The sequence below is a fragment of the Pseudomonas sp. St316 genome (assembly GCF_018325905.1).
Lineage (GTDB): Bacteria > Pseudomonadota > Gammaproteobacteria > Pseudomonadales > Pseudomonadaceae > Aquipseudomonas.
Genome location: NZ_AP021901.1, coordinates 1,923,719 through 1,943,951 on the forward strand (window position 1 = coordinate 1,923,719; position 20,233 = coordinate 1,943,951).

Sequence of the window (20,233 nt, forward strand, 5' to 3'; positions counted from 1 at the left end):
CAATGTGATAACCACAGAGGTGAGGGTGTGCTGATGGGACGTTTACAAGACAAAGTGGCGTTGATCACCGGTACCGGTGGTGGCCAGGGCCGGGCGGCGGCGCTGCGTTTTGCCCGCGAAGGCGCAATCGTGGTTGGTTGCGACGTGGTTGCCGAAGGTCATGAGGAGACGGCGGCCTTGCTGCGGGCCGAGGGCCATACCCTGTATGGCTCGGCGCCTGTGGACCTGGGCGATCATGAACAGGCCCAGGCCTGGATCGATGCCGCCGTCGCCGAACATGGGCGCATCGACATTCTCTACAACAATGCTTCCGCCGCTCGTTTCGGACTGGTCAGCGAACTGTCGATCGAGGATTGGCAGTACACCATGCGCAATGAAATCGACCTGCTGTTCTATACCACAAAGTATGCCTGGCCCCACCTGGCCGAGCAGCGCGGGGTGATCATCAACGTATCGTCCACCGCAGCCTGGGGCGGCTCGAAAGTCGCCGGCATCAGCGCCCACTCGGCAGCAAAGGGGGCCGTGGTGTCGTTCACTCGCCAGCTGGCGGTGGAGGGCGCCCCGTTCGGCATCCGTGCGGTCAGCTTGAGTCCGGGATTTGTCGCCACCCCGGGTACCCGGCCGTTTCTGGAAGACCCGAAGATTCGCGCCATGCTGCTGGACGGCGTATTGATGGATCGCCCCGGCGAGCCTGAGGAAGTGGTGGCCATGGCGGTATTTGTCGCTTCGGATGAGGCCTCATTCATCACCGGTTCAGACTTCGTCATCGACGGTGGGTTGCTGGCTGTCTAGCGCGGCGTCAGGGCGGGTGCCGCAGGCACCTTTCATCTCGAACAATAAAAAGGTGAATAACGTGGACATCATCGGTATCGGTTACATGGGCTTCGAAACCCCCAATCTCGAGGCGTGGCGTGAGTACGGCCCGCAGGTAATGGGCTTTGGTATCGGCAAGAATCCCGAGAGTGACCCGGAGTCGCTGTACTTCAAAATCGACGATCGACGCCATCGCTTCGCTTTTCATCCAGGCAAGGTAGACCGAATTGCCTACATCGGCTGGGAAGCGGTGGGGCGCATGGCGTTCGAAGAGGGCATCAGGAAGCTGGCGGCGGCGAATGTCGACTACAGCCGTGGCGACGCCCAATTGTGTGAAAAGCGCGGTGTGCGCGAATTGGTGCGCTTCCGCGACCCCGTGGGGTATCAGCACGAACTGTTTTACGGGCAGAAATGGCTGCCGCGCTCGTTCCAGCCAGGGCGTCCCCACAGTGGTTTCCTGGCTGACGAACGGGGCGCGGGCCATGTGGTGCTGATCACCCCGGACTACACCCCGGAACTGGAAGACTTTCTGCTCAACGTGATGGGCTTCAGTTGGTATGGCGCGGGTGCGGGCAAAGGGCGAACCGGTTTCTTCCGCTCCAAACTCAACCATCACACCAGCCATGATATTGCCTATGGCCATGGGCCGGGACGCATGGGGGTGCAGCATGTCGGGCTGTTCGTGCGCAATGTGCGGGATGTCGGGGAAACCTACGACATCGTGCGCCAGCGTGGGCTGCCGATGATGATGACCCTCGGCCAACATGCCCAGGACCCGCACCTGTCGTTCTACCATTTCAATCCGTCCGGTTTTGCCTTCGAGACCATTGCTGAAATCGAGCCATGGCAAGGCGATCCCTATGAGTTGAACCCGGAAAAACTCAGCCTGTGGGGCCACGAAATGGTTGGCCCGATTCTCGGTCCCAGCGTCAAGACGCCGGAAGAAGTGCTCGATGCCGAGTACCTGACGACGTACCTGGCCAAGCGCTGATATGCGTCTGGCGCGGGTCGAAGTCGCTGGGCAGGCGTTCTGGGCACTGTTGGATGGGCAAACCGAGCATTTGCGGCGGATTAACGCGCCGTTTTCCCACTGGGTCGGGCTGTGCGCGGATCTTGCGATAGACGCCCTGGACCTGGCAGGCCAATGGTTGCCGTTGTCAGCCGCGCGCCTGCTCGCGCCCTTGGAGCCGGGCAGCCGCGTCTTTGGTGTGGGCCTCAACTACCTCAGTCATCTCAAGCGCCTGGGCAGTGATGCGCCGGCGCACCCGCTGGCCTACATGAAGCCTGGGTCGGCGCTGGTCGGTGCCGATGACGATATCGACTACTCACCCTTAACCGCCCAACTTGACTATGAGGTCGAACTGGTCGCCGTGGTGGGCCGACCGTTGCTGGATGAACCCCATGCCAGCGATTGCCTGCTGGGGTACACGGTGGGCAATGACATCAGTGCTCGGGATGCCGGCAAGCAGATTGGTCGCCTGGACCTGTTGACGCAGAAAGCCATGGATCGCACCACGCCGGTAGGTCCCTGGATCGTGACCACGGACGAAGTGGCCGTCAGGGGGCAACCGGCTCTGGAGATGCGCCTGAGCGTCAACGATGAGTTGCGCCAGCAGGACAATACCCGGCAGATGATTTTTCCCTTGGACGAGTTGCTCAATTATTTGGATGCGCGCATCAGCCTGCGCCCGGGTGACCTGGTGTTTACCGGTTCCACCCACGGCGTGGGGCTGGAAAGCGGGCGCTTTTTGCGCCCGGGTGACCGCGTCGAGGCCGAAATCGAAGGCATCGGCCGACTGCGCAATACCATTGCTGCGCCACGCCCGCTCAGCCCCGCCCGTGCGGTCGGGCGACTGGGCCTGCCGCTGGATAAGTGAAAGATCCTGTACCAAGTGACGGCGCCAGAGCGCGATGAATTTGATCGCCGTGTACGCTGTAGGTAAGGCGCGACGGCGCAACGGTGCGCAAAACTGGTGCCTTTACCGCGACATGGCGGACCCGCAACTCTACAGTGAGCGCTTTATTGTCGAGTCCTGGCTGGAGTATCTGCGCCAGCAGATGCGGGTGACCCAGGCTGACCATGCCCAGGAGTGTCTCATTGAGCGTTTTCGTCGAGAGAACCTGCAAACCCGCCGGCTGATTTACCAGCCGTTAGAGAAATACTCCGTCTCAAGTGTTCGACTAATTCCCAGATAAAACTTTCACGTTGTCGTTCATTCTCAGGCTAGAATGCCGGCACTTTAAAGTGACGGGATCGGGCATGGAATTCACTGACGTCAATGACAGCACCAAATCGGCCGGCGTAACCCTCGTCAAGCCCGTTTCCAACGCCATTCGCATCCTGCGCTACCTCAGTCAGGTGGGCACACCGGAACGTTCGGTGGATATCGCCCGGCAACTGAAGATCAATCCCAGCACCTGCTTCAATATCCTGCGCACCCTGGTCCAGGAGGAAGTGGTTGATTTCAGTCCCATGTCCAAGCGTTACTCCGTGGGCCTGGGGCTGGCGCGTTTAGTCGAGCAATTGGTCACCCAGGGCCACCGCGTACAGATGGCCAAACCCCTGTTGCAGAACCTGGCTGCACGCCTGCGAGTGACCATCACCCTGTGGCGCAAGATGAGCCCTGATCGCATCGTCATTGTCAGCTCCGCGGCCAGCCCGACCGATGTGCGCATCGACATGGCCGAAGGTCAGCGCCTGCCGATTCTGATGGGTGCCAGTGGCCGTCTGTTCGCCACGCAGATCGACCTTGACGACCCCGAGGTACAAAGCAGTTTCGAGACCATCCGCTGGGCTCAACCGCTGTCGCTGGAGGTTTACCGCAAGGAAGTGAGACAAGCTGCCGAGCGTGGTTGGGCGGTGGATGATGGCCATTTCTCGGGGGGATTCTTGCCATTGCGGCGCCGGTCTACTCACCGACCAACAGCATCGACTTCACCGTTTCAGCGGTGATGTTCCGTGGACAACGGGATGAAGCGGGCCTTGCCGAACTGGGCAAGGCGCTGATCGAGTTCTGTAACGAAGTGGCTGGCGTTCTCTACTGAGGCGCGCGGTCACTCGCGCACCAACAGCAGGCTGCCTCCCAGCGGACCGCCGCCGGCGGCCACCGCACTGACGCGGTGTTCGCGGGTTTGTCGGCCTTCGGCACGCCCCCACAATTGCAGGCAGGCTTCGTGCACATAACCCAGGCCGTGGGTGCGCCCGCCAGACAGTTGCCCGCCATTGGTGTTGATGGGCAAGCTGCTCTCCAGCGCAATGCGCGTGCCACCCTCGACAAACCCGCCACTTTCCCCGGTCGGGCACAACCCCAGGGCTTCCAGCCAGATAAGGGTCAAAATCGAAAAACCGTCATACAACTGCGCAGAGCCAACGTCCTGCGGAGTGTAGTCGGTGCGTGCCCACATCATCTGGCCGACATCGAAGGCGGCCATCCTGGTCAGGGAAATCTGGTCCCACGACCATGGCTGGTTCAACGCCGCGCCCATGGCCTCGATGCGGATCGGTGCGTTCGACAGATCCCGCGCGATATCGCGACGCGACAGGATGATGGCGGTGGATGCATCGCAATGCACGTCGCAGTCGAACATGCGCAGAGGAGAGGAAATCATCCGCGACGCCATGTAGTCGTCCATGCTCATGGGCGTTCGGTACAGCGCTTTGGGGTTGCGCATGGCGTTCTGGCGACACGTCAGGGCGATTTGCGCCAGTTGCTCTGGCCGGGTGCCGTACTCATGGAAGTGACGTTGGGCATACAGCGCCATCAGGTTGATGCCCGATTGCACATTGAAAGGGGTAAACCACTGCCAGGCGTAGCTGCTGTCGCGACCTTGAGTCTTGTTGGTGAGAGCGCCCGCTTGTTTGTTGACCCTGCGAGCCGACGCTTCGGTGATAGTACGAAACACCAGTACGTGATTACACAGGCCCGCCGCAATCGCCATGGCGCCATTGATCACGCCAGTGAGTGGGCCAGGTCCTTCATAACCGCCGCCGAACCAGTTGACGTTGAGCCCAAGGGCACTTTTCAGTGCGCTGGGGCCGACCGGGGAGAACGGGTCACCGTTATTGTTGTCGCCCGGCCAGCAGGCCACGCCGTCGATATCGCTGCGTTGCAGGCCAGCGTCGGCAATCGCTTCCAGGCAGGCATCCAGCGTCAGGCGCATCGCCGACTTGTTCGAGGGGCGCCCGACTTCCGATTGGCCGACGCCGGTGATGGCGACGTCTTTTTCATAACGATGATCGAACATCACTGATCCTTCTCGAACAGAGGTAACCACACATCCTCGACATTGAGGAAGCTGACCCGTACCGGCATGTCGATATGCACATCCGTGACCGGCATGCCCACGATGTTGCTTACGAACTGCAATCCGGACTGTTCGACCAGCTCGATGATTGCCACCACATAGGGCACCTCCAGGTCAGGAGCCCAAGGCTGGTGGTTGATGGTGTAACTGAGCACTTTTCCCTTGCCTGACACCGCCTGCGGTGCCACGTCAAAGCTTGCACAATGCGGGCAGAGCGGGGCCGGTGGATGGAAGTACCGGCTGCAGGCCGCGCAACGATGAACGAGCAGTTCGCCCCGTTCGCCACCTTGCCAGAAGGCGCGGTTGTCGGCGTTGAGTGCAGGTAGTTTTCTGGGCATCAGCGCTCCGCAGGTGAGTATTTGACTGGAAGTCATACGGTATCATTTGTACATATTTTCTAAAAGTGTCATATATTTGTTCCGACGAAGGCACGAATCGACCGTTCGCGCCGTAAAACAACAACAAGAGGATTTTGCGATGTCCCAGTCATTACTGGACAAGAGGGTAGTCGTTACCGGCGGGTTTGGTGCCCTTGGCAGCACACTTGGCAAATGCCTGCTGGCGCGCGGCGCCCGGGTCGCTTTGCTGGACCGTAGCCAGGCGCCAGCCGCCTTGCTGGATACAAAGAATCTGCTGTGCCTGGGCGGTGTCGACCTGACCTCGACCGAGTCGGCCAGCGCGGCGTTCGAGCAGGTCGCGGCGCAGTGGGGCGGCATCGATGGTTTAGTCAATGTCGCGGGCGGTTTTGCCTGGGAGACCGTCGAAGGCGGCAGCCTGGAGACTTGGGATCGCCTCTATCAGATAAACGTGCGTACCGCGGTCATCAGTTCTCAATCGGCGCTGACGCACCTGTTGGTCTCCAACGCGGGACGCATCGTCAATATCGGTGCGCTGGCGTCGGTCAAGGCCGAAACGGGGATGGGGGCTTATGCGGCCTCCAAGGCTGGTGTGGCCCGGTTGACCGAAGCCCTGGCCGAAGAGTTGAAGGAGCGTGGCGTGACGGTGAACGCCGTGCTGCCAAGCATCATCGATACCCCAGCCAACCGTGCCGACATGCCGGATGCCGACAGCAGCCGCTGGGTGACGCCAGAAGCGTTGTCGGCGGTGGTGGCCTTTCTGCTGTCGGATGATGCTGCCGCTGTAACCGGTGCGCTGTTGCCCGTGAGTGGTCGCGTATGAGACTGGTGACCTATACCGACGCCGAAGGCTTTGACCGCGCAGGAGCCTTGCTCAACCAGGACCAGCAGGTGCTCGACCTGCAAAGGGCTTACCGCTTGCTGGAAAGTCGCGACAGTGTGGCACTGAGCAGCATTCTGGCCTTGGTGGAGGGCGGTGAGCCGGCGCTGGAATTGGCCCGTTCGCTGGTGGCCAAGGCACCCTCGGCGGCGGTGCTGGAACGTGCCAATGTGAAACTGCGCGCACCGATTCAGCCACCCCCACAGATGCGCGACTGTTCGTGCTTCGAATTGCATCTGCGCCAGAGCTTCGCTGCGGCCCGTCGCGCCCGTGCGCTAAGTACCGAAGATCCGGAAGCTACTTTGAAAGCGATGAACACTCGTGCCGACGACCGGGTGATCGAGACCTTCAACCAGCAGCCCATCTACTACAAGGGCAACCGTTTCGCGGTGATTGGCATCGACGATGAATTCCAATGGCCGAGCTTTAGCCGGGCGATGGATTTCGAACTGGAGTTCGGTTGCTACATCGGCAAGCGCGGCAAGGACATCAGCCGTGAAGCAGCCCGTGGGCATATCGTCGGTTACACCATCTTCAACGACATGAGTGCGCGCGACGCGCAGGCCCTGGAAATGCCCGGCATGCTCGGTCCGGCCAAGAGCAAGGATTTCGACACCGCCAACATCATGGGGCCATGCCTGGTGACCGCCGATGAACTGGGTGATCCCCACGATCTGAATATGGTTGCCCGGGTCAATGGGGAGGAGTGGGGGCGCGGCAATACCCGTGATATGCGCTGGAGTTTTGAAGACGTGATTGCCCACGTGTCCCGTTCGGAAACCTTGTACCCCGGTGAGTTTCTTGGTTCCGGCACGGTCGGCAACGGCTGTGGCCTGGAGCAATTGCGTTATTTGAAACCCGGCGACGTGGTTGAGCTGGAGATCGATGGCATTGGCGTGCTGCGGACTCAAGTGGGCAAGGCGCCCGACAGGGAATGACTATGATGCGAGGACGGAGACATTCACCGCTCGCGAATTAAATGTACAGAAATATAGAAAGTGTCTTATATTTTGTGGCGACCAACCGTGTAACGCTCTGATCAGGAGGCAATCATGCTAACAAAAACAAGCCCCGTATTGTCCGATGGAACCAAGGTCTCGGACCTCATCTACCCCTCTAGCCGTGAAGTGCAAATGCGCGTGTTGTCTGACCGCGAAATTTACGAACTGGAGATGGAAAAGATCTTCGGCAAGATCTGGGTACTCCTGGGGCACGAGTCGGAAATTCCCAACTCCGGAGACTTCATGGTCCGAGACCTGGGGTCCGATTCCGTCATTGTGGCCCGTGGCAAGCAGGGCGAGGTGTTCGTGACCCTTAATGTGTGCCCGCACCGCGGGATGCGCATCAGCACCGCCGACTGCGGCAATACGCAAATTCATAAATGCATCTATCACGGCTGGGCGTTCCGCCCCAATGGCGATTTCATCGGCTCGCCCGTCGAACGTGAATGCATGCACGGCAAGATGTTGCCCAAGGAAGAACTGGGCCTGAAGAAGGCGCGGGTCACGCTGTATGGCGGCCTGGTATTTGCCACCTGGAATATCGATGGGCCCTCGTTCGACGAGTTCCTGGGCGATGCCAAGTGGTATTACGACATGCTGTTCTGTCGCTCCGACAAGGGCATGGAAGTCCTCGGCCCACCGCAGCGCTTTATCGTCAACGCCAACTGGAAAACGGCGGGCGAGCAATCGGCGGCGGACGGTTTCCACACGCTGACCCTGCACCGTTGGTTGGGTGAGGTGGGTAATTACGCCAAGAAAGGCGAGGGCGAGACAGCCGACCTCAGCCCGGAAATGATTGGCGTGGAAATCAGCTCGCCGCACGGTCATGCACTGCGCTGCATCGACCTGGCGCGCAAGATCAAGCGCCTGACCGGCCTCGATCCGGCGGAGTTGACTGTGCAGCAGAAACTTGAAGCATTGCCGCCGGCCGGCATGACGGCCGACATGGTCGAGCAGTTGGCACGCAATCTGACCGAAGATCAATTGAACGTGCTCACCAGCATGCCGCCCCAGGTCGGTGGGATGTTCCCGAACATTCTTTTCGGCTTTGTCTACATTCCGCAGCCAGATGGCTCTGTCGTTGGCTCGATGACCCTGCATGCTTACGTACCGCAAGGCCCGGACAAGCTCGAGTTCGTCAACTGGGTGTTTGCCGAGAAAGACGCCTCCCCGGAACTGCGCGACAAGATGCTCAAGCAAACCATCCAGCTGTTCGGCACCTCTGGCATGGTTGAGCAGGATGACTCCGACACCTGGCCGCACATGACCCTGGCCGCCAAAGGGGCAATGGGCCGCAAGAGCACGCTGAAATACCAGGCCTGCTTTGAAACCGGCGCACCTGAAGGCTGGCCTGGCCCCGGCATCGTCAATGAAGGCTTCACCAAGGACGATACCCAGTGGCACTGGTGGTTGTACTGGCATGAGCTGATGACGGCATCGGATGACCAGTAACGCCCGCTGTCAGGCCAGGTTCGACTGCGGTCCTCGGGCCGCCGTCGGCGGTAACAGCATTAACAAGAATAACAGTGAGGGAATGACTCATGGCTCAGGTTCAACAGCGCGGCGTGGAAGATATCCAGCCGGGTTCCCCAGTCGGTACCAAGCGGGTGCCGGTGGGGTCGCCGATATACAACGACGTGGTGACCTTTTTGTACGAGGAAGCCACGCTGCTCGACCAGATCCGCCTACAGGAATGGGCCGAGCGCCTGGACACCGACCTGGTGTACACCGTGCCGCTGCGCCAGACGCGCCTGGCGGCGGAACTGAAAACCACCATCGTGCGCAGCGTTCAGCATTACCACGACGATTACCGCTCGATCATGGGCCGCATTTTGCGCCTGTCCGGCAAAAGCGCCTGGGCGGAAGACCCTCCCTCGCGTACCCGGCGTCTGGTGACCAACGTGTTTGTCGAAGAAACCGACAAGCCCGATGAGTTCGTGGTGACCAGTTACCTGCTGCTGACCCGCAGCCGTTTCAAAGACCACCACGTCGATATCATCAGTGGTGAACGGCGTGACGTGCTGCGTCTCGGCGGGGCGGGCTTCAAGCTGGCACGGCGCGAAGTCATTATCGATCAGGCGGTGCTCGGGACGCCCAACCTGGCTGTTTTCCTCTAGGGTGGTATCGGCGATCCGGCTCGCGTCCGGATCGCCAACCCTTGGAGGTATCGGCCGCACCGGTCTTTACGCCAGTGTCGCGCGGCTAGCGTTTCTGCCTGAGCCACGCCTGGTCCTGGTCACACAGCGCTGATGCTTGATAGCTGAAGTCCAGGGTCGAGCCCTTCATTCGCAGTGCCCGTTCGGCGCGCTCGGGTTGTTGGCTGTAGCACCGGGCGGTGCTCGAGGCGTGAATCTGTTCGTCGAGGTTGTAGGCCCGTCCCATCGAAATTAGCGTGCAGCGGCGAAGTAGCAGGGCTGCCTCGGCGGCTTCCTCACTGAGGGTGTTGAGGGCCCAGCGGGCCATGCCTTCGCGAAGGTTGATGCCGGCATAGGGCGCAGGTCCTTCGATCAGGGTGCCGTTCACGTCCCAGGTCAGGTCTTGATTACCATCGCGTATCAAGATGGCGCGGGTACGGTTGTCGATGCGCCGGCCGATATTGATTTCGTAGCGACGTTGGTGAGTACCGCGCGCGGCGGCGGCAATGGCCAGGCCCGCCAGGTCGAACAAATGGGTGCATTGATGGCTGGCGTCGGTCTGCCGGGTGACGGAGTGGGCAATCCGATTCAATGTCATGCCCAGCAACTGCTGTAACTGATCGCAAGCCTGTGGGCACAGAGAATAGGGGTAGCGCAACGCTTCACCGCCTATGGCGGTGACTTCACCTTCATGGTGACGAACCCAGACGCGGAAGTGGTGGAAGTCGTCTTCCAGAGCGGCACGGACTTCCCCCGTGGCCTGGGCATGATGAGCAACGATGTCCACGCGGCGACGAAATACAGCCATTCTCGATATCCTTGTTCCGCTACTGTTCGGTCAGAAGAAATCAGCTATAGTTGAACACTATAAACAAAAATGTTCACTGAATAACAAGAATTGGAGTGGCTATGGCATTGCTAAACGAACAGGTTGCGCTGATTACCGGTGCAGGTGGCGGAATCGGTCGCGGCATTGCACTGAGTTTTGCCAAAGAAGGTGCTGCCGTGGTGGTCGCCGAGCTGGATGTTTCCAGTGGCGAGGCTGTAGTCGCCGAGTTGAAAGCGCTGGGCGCCCAGGCGGTATTCATCAAGACCGATGTGTGCAGCAAGACCGATATCGAAGCCGCCGTGCAATTGGCCGTCGATCAGTTTGGTGGCCTGGACATCCTGGTCAATAACGCCTTCGCTCCCACGCCCAATGTCCTTCTGGAAGAAAAAACCGATGCCATGCTCGAGCAGACCCTCGGCTCTACGGTATGGGCTGCCTGGTGGGCAATGAAAGCCGCGCTGCCCCATATGAAGGCGCGGGGCGGCGGCAAAATCATCAACTTCTATTCCATCGATATCGAGATCGGCGCCTGGCTGCACGGCGACTACAACACAGCGAAGTCAGCGATCGTCGGACTGACCCGCAGCGCGGCCTCTGAGTGGGGGCGCTTCAACATCCGCACCAATGCCATTGCCCCTACCGCGATGGGGGCCACCTTCCACAAACTCGCCGCGGAAAACCCCGGCTTTGCCGAAATGTCCGCTTCGATGCGGCCGTTGGGTCGTTGTGGCGAGCCTGAGGCCGACATTGGTCCGGTGGTGGTGTTCCTCGCGTCGGAGATGTCGCGGTTTATCACGGGCGAGACTATTCACGTCGATGGTGGCTTGCACCTTCCCGGCTACAACTCCCGCCCGAAAGGTGTTCCCGTGCGGGAGTACTGATTGAGCCCGTAAATGTGGGGGCGAGCTTGCTCGCTCCTGTGACCGGATACGGCGCCAGACCCAAAAAACGCGAAAGCCCGCTTCAAAGCGGGCTTTCTGTGTTGGCGCGTACCAAGCAAGAGGCCGCTAATTTTTGGACACTACGATCGATGTGGTTTCCAGATCCCAAGTGGTTTCGGTTTTTCCTTCATCGCGCAATAGATACTTCAACACCCGACCCTGCGGGTTTTTTGGCAAGCTGCTGCGAAACTCGATGTAGCGCGGCAGGGCGTAGTAGGGCACCGAATCGGTGGCCCAATGGAACAATTGCTCCGGTTCAAGCGTTACGCCTTCATGCAGTACGGCAGTGACCTTCACATCGTCCTCACCCCGCTCTGACGGGACGGCATGTACCGCCACTTCTGCCAGTGCCGGGTGAACAGCAAAAGCGGCTTCCATTTCAAAGCTGGAAATGTTTTCACCCCGGCGGCGCATGTAGTCCTTCTTGCGGTCGACGAAGTAGAAGAAGCCGTCGTCATCGAATCGGCCAATGTCGCCGGTGTGGAACCACATATTGCGCATCAATTTAAGGGTGTCCTCCGGACGACGCCAGTAGCCCTGGAACATGATGTCCGGACGTAGCGGGCGTACGACGATTTCGCCCACGCAGTTGGGTTGTACTTCCTGATCCAGGTCATCGACGATCCGTACGTCAAAATCCGCGATGCGTTTTCCCGACGAGCCGGGCGCGGCGTATTCCCCGGCCGCCAGCGAGGTGACGACACAGGCTTCGGTCAGGCCATAGCCGTTGCCGCCTACCCGTTGGGTGCCGAAACGCTCGCGCCAGATTTTCTTGGTCTCTTCGGTGTAAGGGTTGCCACGTGCGGTATGAATCTGCCCGACGCAGCGCAGCATCGCTTCATTGTCAGGCGCTTGAGCGAGAAGGCCGCCCATGCCGCCCAGGATCGAGGCGATGGTTGCGCCCGAGCGCTCCACTTCAGGCCAGAAATTCGAGACCGAGAAACGCGGGAGAATGGCGGCGCGCGCGCCCACCAGAATGCTGGCGATGATCGATACGCACAGTGCATTCATGTGGAACAGCGGCAGCGGGGTGATGGTCACGTCATCGGCACTGGCTGGACCGGCACGCAATTGCAGGCGCGCCAGATTGCACATGAAGTTGTAGCTGATCATGCAGCCCTTTGAGGGGCCGGTGGTGCCTGAGGTGTAGATCAGGCAAGCCAGGTCTGAAGGCTGTGGTTTCTTGACCAGCGGGGTCGTGTCATGTCCGCGCCATGCATCCAATGGCGCAATATGAATCGGGCAATCGGGGACTGTCTCCAGTGCGCCGCGATGGAGAATGTGCTGTACGTCGTGCAGTTGTCCGGCCAGTGGCGTTATGCGCGGCAGGTAGGCTGCTTCGCAGATCACCACCGAGGTGCCGGTATCGGCGATCTGATGGCGCAGGAACTCCCCTTTGAGGGCGGTGTTGATTGGCACGCTCACGGCGCAGAGCTTGTTAATGGCCAGCCAAGTGGTGACTGCGTCGATGTTGTTATCGAGCATTGTCAGCACCGTGTCACCGGTCTTGACGCCCAGCGAGATCAAGGCATGCGCCATTTTTGTTGAGAGTGAGTCAATCTGTGAATATGTGTATAACTCTCCGCTGAAATCCAGCAGTATCTTGTCTGGATGCCTTGCTACCGCCCGATCTAACGCATCGATAACAGTGTCTCGTTCTCCCACTGCCCACGTCTCTGGATTTCCACTGCTGCCCATCAGTTTTCTCCTTTTAGGCGCCCACGTTGGTAAGGGTTGCCTGATTTTATTTTGAAGAGAGAATGAGATTCTAAATAGAAAATGTGAAAATGTCTTTAGCAATAAGTTGAACATATCCTGTTATTTATGCCCAGATCCTGTGGTAACGTTGCGCCATCTTTACTTTCCTTGAGCGCATCGATCCATGCCAAAAGCCGCATCCCTGAAAACAGAAGCGCCTACGCCGGCCTCCAGAACGAAGAAAAAGGCGTTGCCTGATACAGGGGCGAGCCAGGTTAAACCGGTCGAGCGACGTATCGCTGCCAATGGAGGGGCAGGGATCAAGGTGAAGCCGAACCGACGTTCGGAAGAGACAATCGCCAATATCCTCAAGGCCACTGAAGAAGTGGTGTTGATGTCCGGTGCCGATCGTATTTCGATCCTGGATGTGTGTCAGGTCGCGGGTGTTTCGCGGGGGACCTTCTACCGCTATTTCGCCTCCCAAGAAGATCTGCTGGACACTTTTTCGCGGCACAAACGCGAAAGTTTCCACAGCTCGCTGTCCCAGGAGCTGGGGCATATCAGTGATCCGGAAGCGCGTCTGAATGCGCTGTTCGCTTATCTCGACAATTACCTTGAGCAAAGTCGGGCGCGGCGCCTTCTGGTGGTTGCCCCTGATTATGCGTTGGGTTTTTTCCGGCGGATTTTCCACGATTCGATCGTGCGTTTTCAGGATGGCTTGGGCATTGTTTTCGACGATTGGGACGAGCGCCTGGGGGTACGTCTTGACCGTGAGTTGATCTGCGAAATGATCATTCGTTATGTGTTGAGCGAAATCCTGGTGCCGGAAGCCGCGGGGCGACGCTTGTTCCCGGTGCGGATGAAAAAACTGCTGGGTGCGCTGATCATGGGTTCCACATCCCGTACCCGCCGCTGACCTTCGACAAATCACCCATCGCTTGACTAAAGCCCTCGCATATCGAGGGCTTCGCGTTTCCGGGCGCTAGTTTTTTCGCCGCTGCACTCCTCATTTTTCGAGCTTGGCTCGTGCTTTCCAATCCCTCGATGCGTTTCAAGACTTAGGTCGAAGGCCCTGCGTCAGGCTTCCTGGCGATTTTTCAAAATAAATTGAACAGTATTTTGATTTCTGCTCAATTTAAATTTAAGCTCTGGTCCTGGTAGTAAGTCTTTTCGTGACGGGTCGATCCTGTCCATGTGAAGGCGCCGCGCTAATAAACCAACAAAAAGTGCCAACCTCGAGGTACCAGACATGCTTATCGATCTACACGCCCACGCACCACACCCTGGCTATTACAACCAGCACCCTCACTGGGGGCCGTTCTTCGAACAACATGCCGACGGCGATATCAAGCTGCGTGTAGGTGATTGGATTCTCGGGCTTGGGTCGCCCGAGCGTAAGGCGGCCGTGCGCTCGGGCAACGGTCCCAAGCTTGAGGAGTATTTTGCTCGCTGGGCTGACCCGAAAACGCGTCTGGCCGGCATGGATGCCGCGGGACAGAATTTGCAGGTGGTTTCTGTCCCATCCCATTGCTACATGTACTGGACCGAAGCCGAATTTGCCGTACCGTTCGCCCGCACCGTCAATGAGACGCTGGCGCAATACTGCTCCGCCGCCCCTGATCGCCTGATGTTCTGGGCCCATGTACCGCTCAATGCTCCCGAAGCGGCGGCGGCTGAATTGCGCTACGCCTGCACCGAGCTGGGCGCCAAGGGCTTGGTCGCCGGAGGGGCCAACTTCGGCGGCCTGGAGTTCGATTCGCCGGAGCTCGACGTGGTATGGAGAACCCTCTGCGACCTGGATCTGCCGATGTTCATCCACGGCTACAACCAGTCGGTCACGTGGGGTAAGAACGCCAATGATGACCGTTACGAAACCACTGCCATCGTAGGCATGCAGTACGACGAAAGCCGCTGTTTCTGGAACCTGATTTGCGGCGGTGTGCTGGATCGTTTTCCCGATTTGAAGGTGTACATCACCCATGGAGGTGGTTATGTCCCGTACCAGCTCGGTCGCCTGGCCAAGACCAACGAAAACCTCGACGTCAAATACAACAAAAAGCCGCTGCTCGAGTACATGAAGAACTTCTACTTCGACGTCGAGCTGCATGAAGTGCCGATGCGCCAGGCTCTGGTCGATATCATTGGGGCAGACCACGTGCTGTACGGCAGCAACTTCGGCGGCAGCGATGCCGTGCGTCACGACCTGACCCATGGTTTGAAGTTGTCCGACGCGGACCTGCGCAAGATTCGCTATGAAAACGCATGCCGCCTGCTGCACTTGGATCCCGCCAAGTTGGGCAAGGTAGGTGCCTGATGAAACTGGCGCGTTGTGAGTATTTTGATACTGGGGTTTTTTGGGCGGTGGTTGATGTCGCTCAGAATCAGGTGACACCCATTTGCGGAGAGTTCAAAGACTGGGCACCCGCGGTGGCGGCCGGGCGCGGTATCAGTTCGGTACGTTTCGCCGGGCCCTCGTTGCCGCTCTCCAAAGTACGTTTGCTGCCGCCTATTGAGCCTGTCAACCGAGTGGTGGTGGCGGGAGCCAATTACGCCAAGCATCTGGTGGAGTTCGGCTTGCAGGCGCCGGCGCAGCCGGTTGCATTCCTCAAGGCCTATGGCGCGTTGATTGGCGCCAATGACCCTATCCGCTTTCCTCCGTTGACTGAGGAGCTCGATCACGAAGTCGAGTTGGTCGCGGTCATTGGCACCGATGAGATCGACCTGGAAAACCCGCTGGCTTGCGTGCTCGGTTACACGGTCGGCAACGACGTCAGTGCCCGAGACCTGCAACGCAGCGGGCCTGCGGGGATTGGCATGGACCTGTTCGCGGCGAAAAGCCAGGACCAGACCACCGGCCTCGGGCCCTGGATCGTCACCAAGGACGAGTTCCCGGAAGGTTCGCCGCGGCTGCGCCTGACCTTGAAGGTGAACGGTGAAGTACGTCAGGACGGATCGACAGCGGAAATGACCTGGGATGTCGGTCAACTGATCCGCTTCGTGCAGCAGCGTTCGAGTTTCGCCGGTGGCGACGTGCTATTCACCGGTTCGCCAGCGGGGGTGGGGATGGGCACCGGTGTGTTCCTCAAGGAAGGCGACGTGGTCGAAGCCAGCGTCGAGGGCATTGGCACGTTGCGCAATGTGGTCAGTAAAAAGAACTGCGCCTAATCGAGAGCCAAACATGAACGCCAATAAAGAAAAAGTAGTCGTCGTCGGTGCTGGCTTGATGGGTACCGGTATTGCACATGCGTTCGCCAGCTCCGGGTTCAACACGTTGCTGGTCGATACCAATGCCGCCTCATTGACAAATGCCAGGGCGAGCATCGAAAAGATCCTTGCCGATGGTGTGCGCCTGGGCAAAGTCAGTGACGAAAAAGCCCAGCAGTCCCTGGCCAACCTGCTGACCTGCAGCGACCTGAGCGAAGCCGCGAGTGGCGCAAATTGGTTGGTGGAGACGGTGTCCGAGCAGTTGGCGGTGAAGAAAACCGTTATCGCTCAGGCGGCGCCACTGCTGGCACCGGACGCGATTATCGCGACCAATACTTCGGCCCTCAGCGTGACCGAAATTGCTGCGTCGGTGGACTGTTCGGATCGCGTGATCGGCATGCACTTCTTCAACCCCGTGCACAAGATGAAGCTGGTGGAGCTGGTGCGAGGGTTGGCCACTCGCGATGAAGTCGTGGCGCGTACGCGCACCCTGTGTGAGCAGATCGGCAAAACCTCTATCGTCGTCAATGAATCGCCAGGACTGACCACCAGCCGCATGTCTGCGCTCTTGGGTAACGAGGCGATGTGGATGCTCCAGGAGGGTACGGCGACCGCCGAAGACATCGACACGGCGTTGCGCCTGGGCTTCAACCATCCGATGGGACCATTGGAGCTGGGTGACCTGACTGGTTGGGATACGCGGTTGTCGGTGCTGCGCTATTTGCACCAGACCCTGGGCGAAAAATTCCGGCCTTGCCCGCTGATCATCAAAATGGTTGCCGCCGGGCGGCTGGGTCGCAAGTCGGGGCAGGGGGTCTACCGCTATGAAGAGGGTAAACAAGTTCCGGGTTCGGGGCTCAAGGCGAGCGCGCTATGAAAGACATCGTCATCGTTGATGCCGTACGTACGCCAATCGGCAAGTTCCGTGGCGGCCTTGCCAGCGTGCGCGCCGATCATCTTGGGTCGCTGGTGCTCAACCGCTTGCTGGAGCGGGTCGATGTGTCGCCGAATCTGGTCGATGATGTGATCTTCGGTTGCGTCACGCAAATCGGTGAGCAGTCCGCCAACATCGCCCGCACAGCCTTGCTCGGTGCCGGATGGCCAGTGACTGTTCCGGGGCTGACCATCGACCGCAAATGTGGTTCGGGTGAAGTGGCGGTGCATGTGGCTGCTGGCGCTATTGCTGCTGGCGCCGCTGATGTCGTGGTGGCGGGGGGCGCGGAAAACATGAGCCGCGTGCCCATGGGCAGCAATCGCGAAATTCACGGCGAGGCGTTTGGCTGGATGGTGGCGCAGCGTTATGAACTGACTGGTCAAGGCGAGGCAGCCGAGCGTATCGCCGACAAATGGGGGCTCAGCCGTGATGCCCTGGATGATTTTGCGTTCGCCAGTCATCAGCGCGCCGCCTCGGCGTCCGATGCCGGTTATTTCGATCATGAAATCGTGCCGGTTGCGGTCGAGGAGTTGTCTGAGCGGGTGCTGGCGGCGCCGGCCGCTGTGTTGCGTCAGGATGAAACCATTCGTCGTGACACGTCGCGGGAAAAGCTGTCGACGCTTAAGACCAGTTTTCGTCCGGACACTGGACGCATTACGGCTGGCAACTCGTCGCAGATCTCCGATGGTGCTGCGGCTTTATTGTTGATGAGTGCCGAAACCGCGAAAAAACTCGGGCTCAGGGCGCGCGCGCGGGTTGTGGCCTTCACCACGGTCGGTTCCGATCCGACGTTGATGCTCACAGGCCCCATCGATGCCACCTGGAAGGTATTGAGCAAGGCCGGGCTGAGCATCAACGACATCGACCTGTTCGAAGTCAATGAGGCGTTTGCCTCCGTGCCGCTGGCGTGGATGCGGGAAACCGGTGTGCCTCACGATAAGTTGAACGTCAACGGTGGCGCCATCGCCCTCGGTCATCCGTTGGGTGCCAGCGGTGCGCGATTGATGACGACTTTGTTGAACGAGCTCGAACGCCGTGGTGGTCGTTTTGGCCTGCAAGCCATTTGCTGCGCTGGCGGCATGGGCACGGCGACCATCATCGAACGGCTCGATTGAGATGGCGCGCCTACCGCTGGTTTCGCTGGAGGCCATGCCGGTTGCGTTGCAGGACGCAGTCGAGCGTGGTCGGTACAGCCGCATGCTCAGTTCCACGACGCCGGTTCAGGTCTGGGCGCATCGACCGGCGGTAGCGCTGGCTTGGCTGGGCTTGATGGAGAGCTTGCACAACGACAGTGTGCTCGATGAGCGCTTGCGCGAGCTGGTGCGGCTGAAGATTGCCAGCATCACCACCTGCAAGGCCTGCCAACTGGCGCGTAAGTCCGATGCGGTCACTGAGGAAGATATTGCGTGCATGGCAACGGACAGCGCGTCCTTCACGCCAGCCGAGCGCGCTGCGCTGCGTTATGCCGAGTTGTTTGCCGGCGACTACCTGGCAATTGACGACACCGATTTCCTCCAGCTTGGGGACTTCTTCTCCACGGCCCAAGTGGTAGAGCTTGGGCTGTATTGCGCGCTGATGTTGGCTGGAGGTCGTATGACCCTGGTGCAGCAGGCCTATTGATACCTTCGATGTCGAGGTATATATGATCTATTTTTTAATAAGTGTCCAATAGTGTTCGGGCAAGGCCTATGATTGGCCGTAAAGTATGGCCTTAAGCGAGCTTTCTTGAAAAATAATGACAAAAATTACGGAGACGATCATGTCCACACCCGCACAGAGTGACCTGGTCAAGGTTTTTACTGACGTAGCCAGTAATTATCGCGGCACCAGCGATATCGACTTGCACGCGGTCTACCGCGACATGCGCGCCAACTCGCCGGTGCTGCAAGACAATTTCATGGCCCGGCTGGGCGTGCCCTCGATTGCCGGGCTGGATGCCAGTCGACCGACCTTCACATTGTTCAAGTACGACGATGTCATGGCTGTCATGCGTGACGCCGGCACCTTCACGAGTGGTTTCATCGCGGAAGGGCTGGGTGCGTTTTTCGATGGCTTGATCCTCACGGCAATGGACGGGGATGCCCACAAGAACATCCGTAACCTGTTGCAGCCGGTCTTCATGCCGGAGACGGTGAATCGCTGGAAAGAAACCAAGATCGACCGGGTGATTCGCGAGGAATACCTCAAGCCGATGGTGCAGGCCAAAGGCGCGGACCTGATGGATTTCGCGCTGTATTTCCCCATCCGGGTAATTTACTCGTTGATCGGCTTCCCCGAGGACCGTCCCGAGCAGATCGAGCAATACGCTGCCTGGGCCCTGGCCATTCTGGCGGGTCCGCAAGTCGACCCGGAAAAAGCCGCGGCTGCCCGGGGCGCCGCCATGCAAGCGGCGCAGTCCTTGTATGATGTGGTGAAAGTAGTCGTGGCCGAGCGTCGCGCAAGCGGGGCATCGGGCGATGATCTGATCAGCCGGCTGATTAACGCCGAATACCAGGGTCGCTCCCTGGACGATCATGAGATTGCCACCTTTGTGCGTTCGCTGCTTCCGGCTGCCAGTGAAACCACAACCCGAACCTTCGGCACCTTGATGTCCTTGCTTCTGCAAAATCCGGACGTACTGGAGCGGGTGCGCAATGACCGCAGCCTCGTGAACAAGGCCATCGATGAAGCGGTGCGCTTTGAACCGGTGGCTACTTTCAAGGTGCGTCAGGCCGCTAAAGACCTGGAGATTCGTGGCGTGCCCATCCCTAAGGGGGCGATGGTGCAATGCATTGTCACTTCCGCCAACCGCGATGAAGAGGCGTTCGAAAATGCCGATCAATTCGACATCGACCGAAAACCCAAACCCTCGTTCGGCTTCGGCTTCGGTCCGCACATGTGTATCGGTCAGTTCGTTGCCAAAACCGAGATCAACTGTGCGCTGAATGCCATCCTCGACCTCATGCCCAACATTCGCCTCGACCCGAGCAAACCCGGCCCGCAAATCGTCGGCGCGCAGCTGCGCGGCCCGCACTACCTGCATGTGCAGTGGGACTGATGGGCGCTTGGGTCTGATTTAATATGAACACAAATAAAAAATGTGTTTAATTAAATCAAGATGTGCACTATGATTCAGGCACAACAACAAGCCCGAATGC

20 protein-coding genes and 1 pseudogene are annotated in these 20,233 nt (G+C 59.2%); 17 read left to right on the forward strand and 4 right to left on the reverse strand.

All coding sequences use genetic code 11. The features are described from left to right. Positions 1–33 precede the first annotated feature (33 nt). The 5 genes and pseudogenes from KI237_RS08675 to KI237_RS08695 all read left to right on the forward strand — a co-directional run bounded on the left by KI237_RS08675 (position 34) and on the right by KI237_RS08695 (position 3,858). Entirely contained in the window at positions 34–792 is a 759-nt protein-coding gene (locus KI237_RS08675; RefSeq protein ID WP_034114552.1) for an SDR family NAD(P)-dependent oxidoreductase, read from the forward strand. Positions 793–853: 61 nt separating this feature from the next. Next, positions 854–1,804, forward strand: coding sequence for a VOC family protein (locus KI237_RS08680; protein ID WP_102617435.1), 951 nt, complete (start codon positions 854–856; stop codon positions 1,802–1,804). A gap of 1 nt (position 1,805) precedes the next feature. Continuing rightward, positions 1,806–2,690 carry a fumarylacetoacetate hydrolase family protein gene (locus KI237_RS08685; RefSeq protein ID WP_014338812.1) on the forward strand — a complete coding sequence of 295 codons (885 nt, stop codon included), beginning with the start codon at positions 1,806–1,808 and terminating at the stop codon, positions 2,688–2,690. Between the two features lie 34 nt (positions 2,691–2,724). Next, the gene (locus tag KI237_RS08690; protein WP_014338813.1) at positions 2,725–3,009 is read left to right on the forward strand and encodes an MFS transporter; all 285 of its coding nucleotides are present in this window, start codon (positions 2,725–2,727) and stop codon (positions 3,007–3,009) included. Between the two features lie 64 nt (positions 3,010–3,073). After that, positions 3,074–3,858: pseudogene (locus KI237_RS08695) on the forward strand (IclR family transcriptional regulator). A gap of 9 nt (positions 3,859–3,867) precedes the next feature. On the opposite strand, the gene KI237_RS08700 reads toward KI237_RS08695, so the two are convergent. After that, on the reverse strand, positions 3,868–5,058 hold the full coding sequence (locus KI237_RS08700) for a thiolase family protein (RefSeq protein WP_212799526.1): 1,191 nt from the start codon (positions 5,056–5,058) through the stop codon (positions 3,868–3,870). After that, complete coding sequence (locus tag KI237_RS08705; protein WP_014338816.1) at positions 5,058–5,456, reverse strand: Zn-ribbon domain-containing OB-fold protein; 399 nt, start codon at positions 5,454–5,456, stop codon at positions 5,058–5,060. Before KI237_RS08705 ends, KI237_RS08700 begins: the two co-directional genes overlap by 1 nt. A gap of 139 nt (positions 5,457–5,595) precedes the next feature. Here KI237_RS08705 and KI237_RS08710 point away from each other — a divergent pair, with 139 nt between their 5' ends. From KI237_RS08710 to KI237_RS08725, 4 genes are all read left to right on the forward strand, one after another. Continuing rightward, positions 5,596–6,297, forward strand: a complete 702-nt coding sequence (locus KI237_RS08710) for an SDR family NAD(P)-dependent oxidoreductase (protein WP_014338817.1) — start codon at positions 5,596–5,598, stop codon at positions 6,295–6,297. Then, positions 6,294–7,292, forward strand: a complete 999-nt coding sequence (locus KI237_RS08715; RefSeq protein ID WP_102617434.1) for a fumarylacetoacetate hydrolase family protein — start codon at positions 6,294–6,296, stop codon at positions 7,290–7,292. The genes KI237_RS08710 and KI237_RS08715 overlap by 4 nt, the downstream gene beginning before the upstream one ends. Positions 7,293–7,406: 114 nt before the next feature. Then, positions 7,407–8,807 (forward strand): Rieske 2Fe-2S domain-containing protein, encoded by a 1,401-nt coding sequence (locus KI237_RS08720; protein ID WP_014338819.1) that lies wholly within the window; start codon positions 7,407–7,409, stop codon positions 8,805–8,807. Positions 8,808–8,896: 89 nt separating this feature from the next. Next, the gene (locus tag KI237_RS08725) at positions 8,897–9,472 is read left to right on the forward strand and encodes an aromatic-ring-hydroxylating dioxygenase subunit beta (protein ID WP_014338820.1); all 576 of its coding nucleotides are present in this window, start codon (positions 8,897–8,899) and stop codon (positions 9,470–9,472) included. 85 nt (positions 9,473–9,557) lie between these two features. Here the strand turns inward: KI237_RS08725 and KI237_RS08730 are convergent, their stop codons facing one another. After that, complete coding sequence (locus KI237_RS08730; protein WP_014338821.1) at positions 9,558–10,298, reverse strand: DUF2889 domain-containing protein; 741 nt, start codon at positions 10,296–10,298, stop codon at positions 9,558–9,560. A 101-nt stretch (positions 10,299–10,399) separates the two neighbouring features. Here KI237_RS08730 and KI237_RS08735 point away from each other — a divergent pair, with 101 nt between their 5' ends. Next, positions 10,400–11,200 carry an SDR family NAD(P)-dependent oxidoreductase gene (locus KI237_RS08735; protein ID WP_014338822.1) on the forward strand — a complete coding sequence of 267 codons (801 nt, stop codon included), beginning with the start codon at positions 10,400–10,402 and terminating at the stop codon, positions 11,198–11,200. 126 nt (positions 11,201–11,326) lie between these two features. Here KI237_RS08735 and KI237_RS08740 read toward each other — a convergent pair whose 3' ends face one another. After that, positions 11,327–12,958, reverse strand: a complete 1,632-nt coding sequence (locus KI237_RS08740) for an ATP-dependent acyl-CoA ligase (RefSeq protein ID WP_102617433.1) — start codon at positions 12,956–12,958, stop codon at positions 11,327–11,329. Between the two features lie 184 nt (positions 12,959–13,142). Between KI237_RS08740 and KI237_RS08745 the strand changes: the two genes are divergently transcribed. From KI237_RS08745 to KI237_RS08775, 7 genes are all read left to right on the forward strand, one after another. Continuing rightward, complete coding sequence (locus KI237_RS08745) at positions 13,143–13,874, forward strand: TetR/AcrR family transcriptional regulator (protein WP_014338824.1); 732 nt, start codon at positions 13,143–13,145, stop codon at positions 13,872–13,874. Between the two features lie 333 nt (positions 13,875–14,207). After that, entirely contained in the window at positions 14,208–15,272 is a 1,065-nt protein-coding gene (locus KI237_RS08750; RefSeq protein ID WP_034114491.1) for an amidohydrolase family protein, read from the forward strand. Further along, positions 15,272–16,123, forward strand: a complete 852-nt coding sequence (locus KI237_RS08755) for a fumarylacetoacetate hydrolase family protein (protein WP_034114489.1) — start codon at positions 15,272–15,274, stop codon at positions 16,121–16,123. The genes KI237_RS08750 and KI237_RS08755 overlap by 1 nt, the downstream gene beginning before the upstream one ends. Before the next feature lie 13 nt (positions 16,124–16,136). After that, positions 16,137–17,039, forward strand: a complete 903-nt coding sequence (locus KI237_RS08760) for a 3-hydroxyacyl-CoA dehydrogenase (RefSeq protein WP_014338827.1) — start codon at positions 16,137–16,139, stop codon at positions 17,037–17,039. Continuing rightward, positions 17,036–18,211 carry a thiolase family protein gene (locus KI237_RS08765; RefSeq protein ID WP_014338828.1) on the forward strand — a complete coding sequence of 392 codons (1,176 nt, stop codon included), beginning with the start codon at positions 17,036–17,038 and terminating at the stop codon, positions 18,209–18,211. The genes KI237_RS08760 and KI237_RS08765 overlap by 4 nt, the downstream gene beginning before the upstream one ends. A 1-nt stretch (position 18,212) precedes the next feature. Beyond that, on the forward strand, positions 18,213–18,716 hold the full coding sequence (locus KI237_RS08770; protein WP_014338829.1) for a carboxymuconolactone decarboxylase family protein: 504 nt from the start codon (positions 18,213–18,215) through the stop codon (positions 18,714–18,716). 139 nt (positions 18,717–18,855) lie between these two features. Further along, entirely contained in the window at positions 18,856–20,133 is a 1,278-nt protein-coding gene (locus KI237_RS08775) for a cytochrome P450 (RefSeq protein WP_014338830.1), read from the forward strand. The last annotated feature ends 100 nt before the right edge of the window (positions 20,134–20,233 follow it).

What these genes read in the sequence shown, in the direction of transcription:
- KI237_RS08675 (WP_034114552.1), top strand. Translation starts at nt 34, where the DNA reads ATGGGACGTTTACAAGACAAAGTGGCGTTGATCACCGGTACCGGTGGT.
- KI237_RS08685 (WP_014338812.1), top strand. Translation starts at nt 1,806, where the DNA reads ATGCGTCTGGCGCGGGTCGAAGTCGCTGGGCAGGCGTTCTGGGCACTG.
- KI237_RS08690 (WP_014338813.1), top strand. Translation starts at nt 2,725, where the DNA reads ATGAATTTGATCGCCGTGTACGCTGTAGGTAAGGCGCGACGGCGCAAC.
- KI237_RS08700 (WP_212799526.1), bottom strand. Translation starts at nt 5,058, where the DNA reads ATGTTCGATCATCGTTATGAAAAAGACGTCGCCATCACCGGCGTCGGC.
- KI237_RS08705 (WP_014338816.1), bottom strand. Translation starts at nt 5,456, where the DNA reads ATGCCCAGAAAACTACCTGCACTCAACGCCGACAACCGCGCCTTCTGG.
- KI237_RS08710 (WP_014338817.1), top strand. Translation starts at nt 5,596, where the DNA reads ATGTCCCAGTCATTACTGGACAAGAGGGTAGTCGTTACCGGCGGGTTT.
- KI237_RS08715 (WP_102617434.1), top strand. Translation starts at nt 6,294, where the DNA reads ATGAGACTGGTGACCTATACCGACGCCGAAGGCTTTGACCGCGCAGGA.
- KI237_RS08720 (WP_014338819.1), top strand. Translation starts at nt 7,407, where the DNA reads ATGCTAACAAAAACAAGCCCCGTATTGTCCGATGGAACCAAGGTCTCG.
- KI237_RS08725 (WP_014338820.1), top strand. Translation starts at nt 8,897, where the DNA reads ATGGCTCAGGTTCAACAGCGCGGCGTGGAAGATATCCAGCCGGGTTCC.
- KI237_RS08730 (WP_014338821.1), bottom strand. Translation starts at nt 10,298, where the DNA reads ATGGCTGTATTTCGTCGCCGCGTGGACATCGTTGCTCATCATGCCCAG.
- KI237_RS08735 (WP_014338822.1), top strand. Translation starts at nt 10,400, where the DNA reads ATGGCATTGCTAAACGAACAGGTTGCGCTGATTACCGGTGCAGGTGGC.
- KI237_RS08740 (WP_102617433.1), bottom strand. Translation starts at nt 12,958, where the DNA reads ATGGGCAGCAGTGGAAATCCAGAGACGTGGGCAGTGGGAGAACGAGAC.
- KI237_RS08745 (WP_014338824.1), top strand. Translation starts at nt 13,143, where the DNA reads ATGCCAAAAGCCGCATCCCTGAAAACAGAAGCGCCTACGCCGGCCTCC.
- KI237_RS08750 (WP_034114491.1), top strand. Translation starts at nt 14,208, where the DNA reads ATGCTTATCGATCTACACGCCCACGCACCACACCCTGGCTATTACAAC.
- KI237_RS08755 (WP_034114489.1), top strand. Translation starts at nt 15,272, where the DNA reads ATGAAACTGGCGCGTTGTGAGTATTTTGATACTGGGGTTTTTTGGGCG.
- KI237_RS08760 (WP_014338827.1), top strand. Translation starts at nt 16,137, where the DNA reads ATGAACGCCAATAAAGAAAAAGTAGTCGTCGTCGGTGCTGGCTTGATG.
- KI237_RS08765 (WP_014338828.1), top strand. Translation starts at nt 17,036, where the DNA reads ATGAAAGACATCGTCATCGTTGATGCCGTACGTACGCCAATCGGCAAG.
- KI237_RS08770 (WP_014338829.1), top strand. Translation starts at nt 18,213, where the DNA reads ATGGCGCGCCTACCGCTGGTTTCGCTGGAGGCCATGCCGGTTGCGTTG.
- KI237_RS08775 (WP_014338830.1), top strand. Translation starts at nt 18,856, where the DNA reads ATGTCCACACCCGCACAGAGTGACCTGGTCAAGGTTTTTACTGACGTA.